This is a genomic window from Shewanella sp. 1180_01 (assembly GCF_052850535.1).
Genome location: NZ_VXCT01000040.1, coordinates 39,316 through 45,412, shown reverse-complemented (window position 1 = coordinate 45,412; position 6,097 = coordinate 39,316). Strand labels below are relative to the sequence as shown.

Here is a 6,097-nt window from a genome sequence, read left to right as displayed (position 1 = left end):
CTTCCGTCTTACGACTTCAGCGGCTCAATGAATTCTGTTTTTTGTTTCCGCTTATAAAAAAGGGCAAACAAACCGTACATATTGCTATGAACACTCTTGTTCATTGATTTAAATTTTTGACTGCCAACCCTAAGGTTAAGCAGTTTCGATTAACTCAACACCTGTGAGTGTCCACACAGATTTCTTGTTTTATCTTGTTAAAGAGCAACTCAATATCCGTAAGATGACTTGAGTACCACACTGAGCGCCGAACGCTTCCAAGTGGCTAGGGCTGCGTATTCTACGCATTTCCCGTTTCGCGTCAAGGAGTTTTTTCAACTTCTTGCTGCGATTGAATTAAGTGCCATTCTCAACAGAGAGTAAGCCATTCAATTCAACCTGACTTGTCAGCTTGCTTTCGCTGTCTGCCGTGTCAGTGGATGCGCATTATAGGGAGATTGAGAAAGTGCGCAACCCCTATTTTAAGGAAATTTGCAGTTAATTCTGATTACCTAAACTAGCCACAAGATACCCACAACTTACCCCCGAAGTTATCCACAAAATAGCGTTTTCTTTGCAGTTCTACCTCATATTTTGAGGATGTACTGCATCAAGGCGAAGATTCAAAGTATAAAATCTATTAGGTTTAGATAAGGATAACGACTGCTCGAACCGGAATATCTCCTCCCAACTCTTATATAGAGCCATAAATGGAATATAACGGGGAGCAATATAGATGACGCGCTAACACATTCGGCGATAAAGATACTTTAGCTATATAGTCATAGTCGCGCCTTCATCCCATCGCCATAGTAAAGCTGAAATGACTTACTCAGGGACAGGGAGAGATCTCTTTAATACTTATTAGGTAACTAGCTATATAAGTAGCAGTGTAAGTAACTGTCATAAGTAAGGCAGAGATCATTCGACTCTATTTAGCTTGACCCATTACCGAGCGAGCGGATTAGCTCGCACTCCAGAGTAATTGTCCGCAGTCGGTAAGATCATAGCCACCCAGTAGCGCCGCCATTTGCCTCGAGTGGCCGCTCGCCAACATAGTAAAGAGTTGTTGAAGCTGACGACGGAAGTAAATGCTTTGCGGCATAACGAAATCGAAAGACTCTTTAATCAGTGGCACGAAACTCAAACCACTCTCCAATGCCACAGATTGACAGCCAAAACCTATATCGGCATCACCACGGGCGATATAACCTGCCAGCTCGCGTTCACTATAGGCCGTCAGCACGACATTAAGTTGATCTAAGCGAGCGCCTTGCTTTAACAACCAATGTTCTAAATGTTGCTGGCTACCCGCGCCGCCCTGACGACTCACCCAACGCCAAGGTAAGTTCACGACTTTATCTTCCTCTTGGCATCTGTGGTGCATATCGGCACGCATGATCAACCCTTGTTGACGGGAGTAACCGTGCACCATGATCCATTGTTGATGATTGTTATACCCTTTAAGTAAGGCTGGATGACGGATATTGCGATCCTCCATGCTGCCCCAGTGCAAGGTACACACATCGGCATAACCTTTAGCGAGTAACTCTAATCCTAAGCGTGAACCTGTCGCGCTGTAGCTTATCAACTCACGGCTACCGACTTGTGCCATCAAGCGCGCCACCAGCATAGATAAGAGTGGATCGTCACTGCCGGTGATCAACAAACGGTCGGTGAGCATGCCACTGTGGCACGAATCCATCACCCAACGGTCGATTAACACTTTCGGGAATAGCCATTTACCGGTGATTTTAGTGGCGGGGAGAATTCTGTCATTGGCCATGGCGTAGACTTTTTTCTCGTTAAGATCTAAATACTCGGCCACTTGCTTCGCGCTCATGTAAACCAATTCACTGGCAGACGTCATTTTGTTTCCTTGTCTTATTCTTTATTACTGCATGCAAGTCTTAGCATTACTGTCTTAGCTAAATTGGGGCTAAGGAGCGGTATTGGCATCAAATTGCAGATTTTCACTGCCGTGATACACCAAAAAGTGTCGACCTTTAGCGCGGGCGATAATAGTAATGCCTAACTGCTGCGCCAGTGCTAAGCCCATCTGAGTGACGCCGCTACGTGATAGCAAAATGGGGATCCCCATCTTGGCGACTTTAATCACCATTTCAGAGGTTAAGCGGCCTGTGGTATAGAATATTTTGTTATCGCCACGATCCTGCGTCAGCCACATATCCCCAGCCAAGGTGTCGACGGCATTATGGCGGCCGACATCTTCAACGAAGGCCATAATCTTATCGTCTTCGCACAAACCACAGCCATGCACAGCGCCAGCATTCTTATAGGTTTCGTTATATTCGTTGATATTTTTCAATAAGCTATACAGCGTGCTTTGCTTCAAACTCGGTGTAGGTAAATTGATGTTATCTAGATCCTGCATGAAACTGCCATAAACCGTGCCTTGACCACAGCCTGACGTCACGGTTTTTTCGGAGAGTTTCTCGTCGAGATCGGCAGTTTGTTCACGGGTAACCACAGCCGCAGAACTCACATCCCAATCGACGATGACAGAGTCCAGCAGGCTCACATCCGAAATAAAGCCTTGGTTCTTAAGATAACCTAACGCCAGAGACTCAGGTTTTGCCCCTAGTGTCATCAGCGTCACTATCGGACGCCAGTTTAAATAAACGGTAAGTGGACGTTCGCAGGCGACAAATTTATCCAGCACTTCCCCAGCTTCATTCACTGCTTTTACAGCAATGGTTAACGGTACTTCCGCTTGGGTTCTCACAAAAGAACACTGATGATGAGGCTTTTGAGTGGGGTTAGCTGCCGCTACTTCTTTATCTGTGCCCATGCTGTTTTCCGAAATCATAATGCTACCGCTTAACGAGTCATGGCCTGAGCATAGCAATATTTATACCTAGGTATAAAACTCGGGTTTAAATGCGTGATCTGCCGCAATGCTGATTTTTCATTAGCCCTTTTATGTCCCAAACAAAACCTAGCATTGGACAAAATGTCCACTTTTTAGGGGGTTTTTGATGATCTAGTTCAAACTAATACCCCATGTTTACTGGCACCAATATTGCAGTGACCTTTTATCGCAATTTGTTGGTAAAACCGATCCGTTCGATCTACGGTTCGTCCATCAACACGGCTGAGACGGAGAGACAATGCAACATACAACGAATGTTTGGCCCATGTACGTTTCACTTAAAAAAGTAGAAAAACAAGTTGGCCGCTGGACCTCAGTACAATGGGAAATTGAACACCTACTTCCCGCCACCCATCAAGCCCCTGACGACGCGACCTTAGTGCTCCTCGAACTGCACAAAGACGAACGCGCCAGCTACCGCCTCAATCTCGATGTAGATAACGCTATGCTGTATTTAGTGTGCGATGAAACGGCCGATGGCACTTGGATACCCGCAGCACTGTCGGCAGACCAAAACGTCGCCGCAGGTTGTCTTGAGGGCAATACCCCTGTTATCAACCTATTGATGCCAGAAGCCATCGCTTGTTGGATTGAAGCCTTTATCACCCAGCATGGCGAAGTCGAAATCGCCGCCCATCGCCGTAAGCATGTCGATGGCCGTAAGAATCAAGGCCCGAGTCACGATCCACTTCGGAGGGACTAATGGCTGAATCCACGCAAAAAACGGCTGGGTTACTGAGTCGCTGGAACCAGCGTCGCGAACAAGTTGCCGCTGAACAAGCGCGAGAAACTCAAGAAGAAGCCACGCCTCAAGCGCCGATCGCGACCGAAGCCACTGTGGCAGTTGAGCCGCTTCAACCGACGGAGCCAGCAACAGAGTCCAATAATGCCGAATGTGACGATCCGAATCGCATGCTCACGGCGGCGGATTTACCCAATCCCGACGAAATTGAAATTGGCGGCAGCTTTGCGAGTTTTATGGGCGCGAATGTCGATCCGGCGGCGAAATCTGCGGCGCTGCGAGCACTGTGGAAACAACCACATTTCAACGAGATAGATGGGCTTTTAGAATATGCGCTCGATTACAGTAATCAGCCCAAACTCAGCGCCGAAGTTTCAGCAGAATTAGCGCAAAAAGTCTTCCGCTACATCACCAAAGACAGCGAAACGCCGGATGAAGAGTCAGCCTTAGCCAAACAAGCTGCAGAAACTAATCCATCCGCTAGTCTTGATGTAAGCGAAACCACGACTCAAGCAGTCGAAACCGAATTGGCAGCAGAGCCGATAGCGGACAATTTGGATGGGGAGACTGATGACCTACCCCAAAATGCACCAGAGCCCTCGGCTCAGGCCCAAACCCGAGTTGTTTAACGTCAGTTTAGCTAATTTTAATGTCCGTAACTTTGGTATGTGAATTGCTGTACTAAGACATAAAAAAGCTTAGATAAAAGCAGAAAAGGCAATGACTTACTTATCACCAGCCGCCTAAATCTGCCCAGATACAGTAAAACAAGAAACAGCCAAAGTACTGTTCAGGAACGCAATGTGAGCACTCATTTGATGACCAATCAAACCCAAGAAGCGTTAAAACAAGCGCGACAACAGGTGTTAGCGCAAACTCAGATGTTGCAGAATCTGATCCCGCCAACCGTCAGCTACACCACCGAAGGCAATGTCCTCATTATCGGCCCAGAAGATCTGGCTCGCCTTGCCACGGACAAATTGTCCACTATGGCCCATCGTGTGATTTTAGCCAATGAAGCCATTACCAGCCAAGACGAAGCGCACCTCGAACGTGTGATGGCGGCGGCAACCGATGTCGAAAGTTACTACAACAAACTCATTGGCGTAAAAGGCTTTTTAGGCCAATTCCAAGTCAGTGTTGAACATCAAGATGGCGCGGCCGAACTCAGTTTAGTGTCGATTCGTAAACCCCATTTCGATATCGTGCTCGATTTGAGCAGCACAGCTTGTTTGAACTTAGAGATGCTGCCACCCGGTTATTTCTATGTCGGTCAAGACGCCGAGAAACTCGAAGATGCCCTAGCGCAAATTCCCGATCTCGTCGGCCAATTCGACAAGCCTCGCTACGTCAAAATCAACCCAGATATTTGTGCCCATGACCGCAATGGCATTAACGGTTGTAATCGTTGCCTCAACTTTTGCCCAGCCGATGCGATTAGTAGCGTGGCGAAGAAAATTGAAATCGACCCATACCTTTGCCACGGCGCGGGCAGTTGTACCAGCGCTTGCCCAACGGGTGCCATCAGTTACGATTTACCGACGCCGCAGGCTTTACATTCATATCTGAACAAAGTCGTTAGTCGTTTCCGCGAGCAAGCCCAAACCGCACCGGTGATTTTGTTCCACGATAATGCCGTCGGCGCCGACTTTATTACCGACGATCTAGCGGGTGATATTATCCCCGTCGCCCTAGAAGAAATTACTGTTGCTAGCTTAGATCATTGGCTGTCGGTACTCGCATGGGGCGCACGCCAAGTGCTGATCCTCAATACCGACGCCACGGCGCCAACTCTTACACAAATGCTTAAAGGCGAGCTTTCGTTAGCCAACAGTATTTTAGATGAGATGGGCCAGCCGCAACGTATCAGCCTCATCGACCCAAGCATGCTTGCCGATTTAGATTCGATGCTCGATATCAGCTTAGATTGGCCCGTGATCGTGCCCGCTGCATTTGCCTCGACCACTAAACGCAACACGCTATTTGAAGCGATAGATCACCTCAATAGCCAAGCGGGTGAAATCGATACTTGCCTTAGCCTCAACAACATTCCCTTTGGCAAAGTCAGCGTGAATGTCGAAAAGTGCACTATGTGTATGTCCTGCGTGGCAATTTGCCCAACCGTGGCATTGCAAGATGGCGGCGACAAACCTGCACTACACTTTATTGAGCAAAACTGCGTGCAATGCGGCTTATGTGAAGCGGCCTGTCCTGAAAAAGTGATAAGCCTAACGCCACAAATTAATTTTGATAAAGCTGCTCGTCAGCAACAACACACCCTGAAAGAAGAAGCTCCCTTCGAATGTATTCGCTGCGGCTCTCCTTTTGCGACCCAATCTATGGTGCATCGGATGCTGGATATGGTCGGCGCGCACAGCGCATTTTCTGCCAATATTGAGCGCTTGAAAATGTGTGGCGACTGCCGGGTAAAAGACATGTTTGAAGACATTCTTCAAGATCCTGAAAAGCAACTGCGATAAGAG

General features: G+C 47.7%; 5 protein-coding genes. 3 read left to right on the top strand and 2 right to left on the bottom strand.

Annotated features, from left to right (window positions below; genetic code table 11):
- Positions 1–943 precede the first annotated feature (943 nt).
- Positions 944–1,849 carry a helix-turn-helix transcriptional regulator gene (locus FW758_RS17690; RefSeq protein WP_006083558.1) on the bottom strand — a complete coding sequence of 302 codons (906 nt, stop codon included), beginning with the start codon at positions 1,847–1,849 and terminating at the stop codon, positions 944–946.
- A gap of 69 nt (positions 1,850–1,918) precedes the next feature.
- Positions 1,919–2,791 (bottom strand): formate dehydrogenase accessory sulfurtransferase FdhD, encoded by an 873-nt coding sequence (locus tag FW758_RS17685; protein ID WP_081248409.1) that lies wholly within the window; start codon positions 2,789–2,791, stop codon positions 1,919–1,921.
- 319 nt (positions 2,792–3,110) lie between these two features.
- Here FW758_RS17685 and FW758_RS17680 point away from each other — a divergent pair, with 319 nt between their 5' ends.
- From FW758_RS17680 to FW758_RS17670, 3 genes are all read left to right on the top strand, one after another.
- Positions 3,111–3,575, top strand: a complete 465-nt coding sequence (locus FW758_RS17680) for a DUF3305 domain-containing protein (RefSeq protein ID WP_006083560.1) — start codon at positions 3,111–3,113, stop codon at positions 3,573–3,575.
- Positions 3,575–4,243, top strand: coding sequence for a DUF3306 domain-containing protein (locus FW758_RS17675; protein ID WP_259483564.1), 669 nt, complete (start codon positions 3,575–3,577; stop codon positions 4,241–4,243). Before FW758_RS17680 ends, FW758_RS17675 begins: the two co-directional genes overlap by 1 nt.
- Before the next feature lie 189 nt (positions 4,244–4,432).
- Positions 4,433–6,094, top strand: a complete 1,662-nt coding sequence (locus FW758_RS17670) for a 4Fe-4S binding protein (protein ID WP_446446080.1) — start codon at positions 4,433–4,435, stop codon at positions 6,092–6,094.
- Positions 6,095–6,097: the final 3 nt, after the last annotated feature.

Bases quoted from the DNA above. Each gene is read 5' to 3' on its own strand.
- FW758_RS17690 (WP_006083558.1), bottom strand. From the start codon at position 1,849: ATGACGTCTGCCAGTGAATTGGTTTACATGAGCGCGAAGCAAGTGGCC.
- FW758_RS17685 (WP_081248409.1), bottom strand. From the start codon at position 2,791: ATGGGCACAGATAAAGAAGTAGCGGCAGCTAACCCCACTCAAAAGCCT.
- FW758_RS17680 (WP_006083560.1), top strand. From the start codon at position 3,111: ATGCAACATACAACGAATGTTTGGCCCATGTACGTTTCACTTAAAAAA.
- FW758_RS17675 (WP_259483564.1), top strand. From the start codon at position 3,575: ATGGCTGAATCCACGCAAAAAACGGCTGGGTTACTGAGTCGCTGGAAC.
- FW758_RS17670 (WP_446446080.1), top strand. From the start codon at position 4,433: ATGACCAATCAAACCCAAGAAGCGTTAAAACAAGCGCGACAACAGGTG.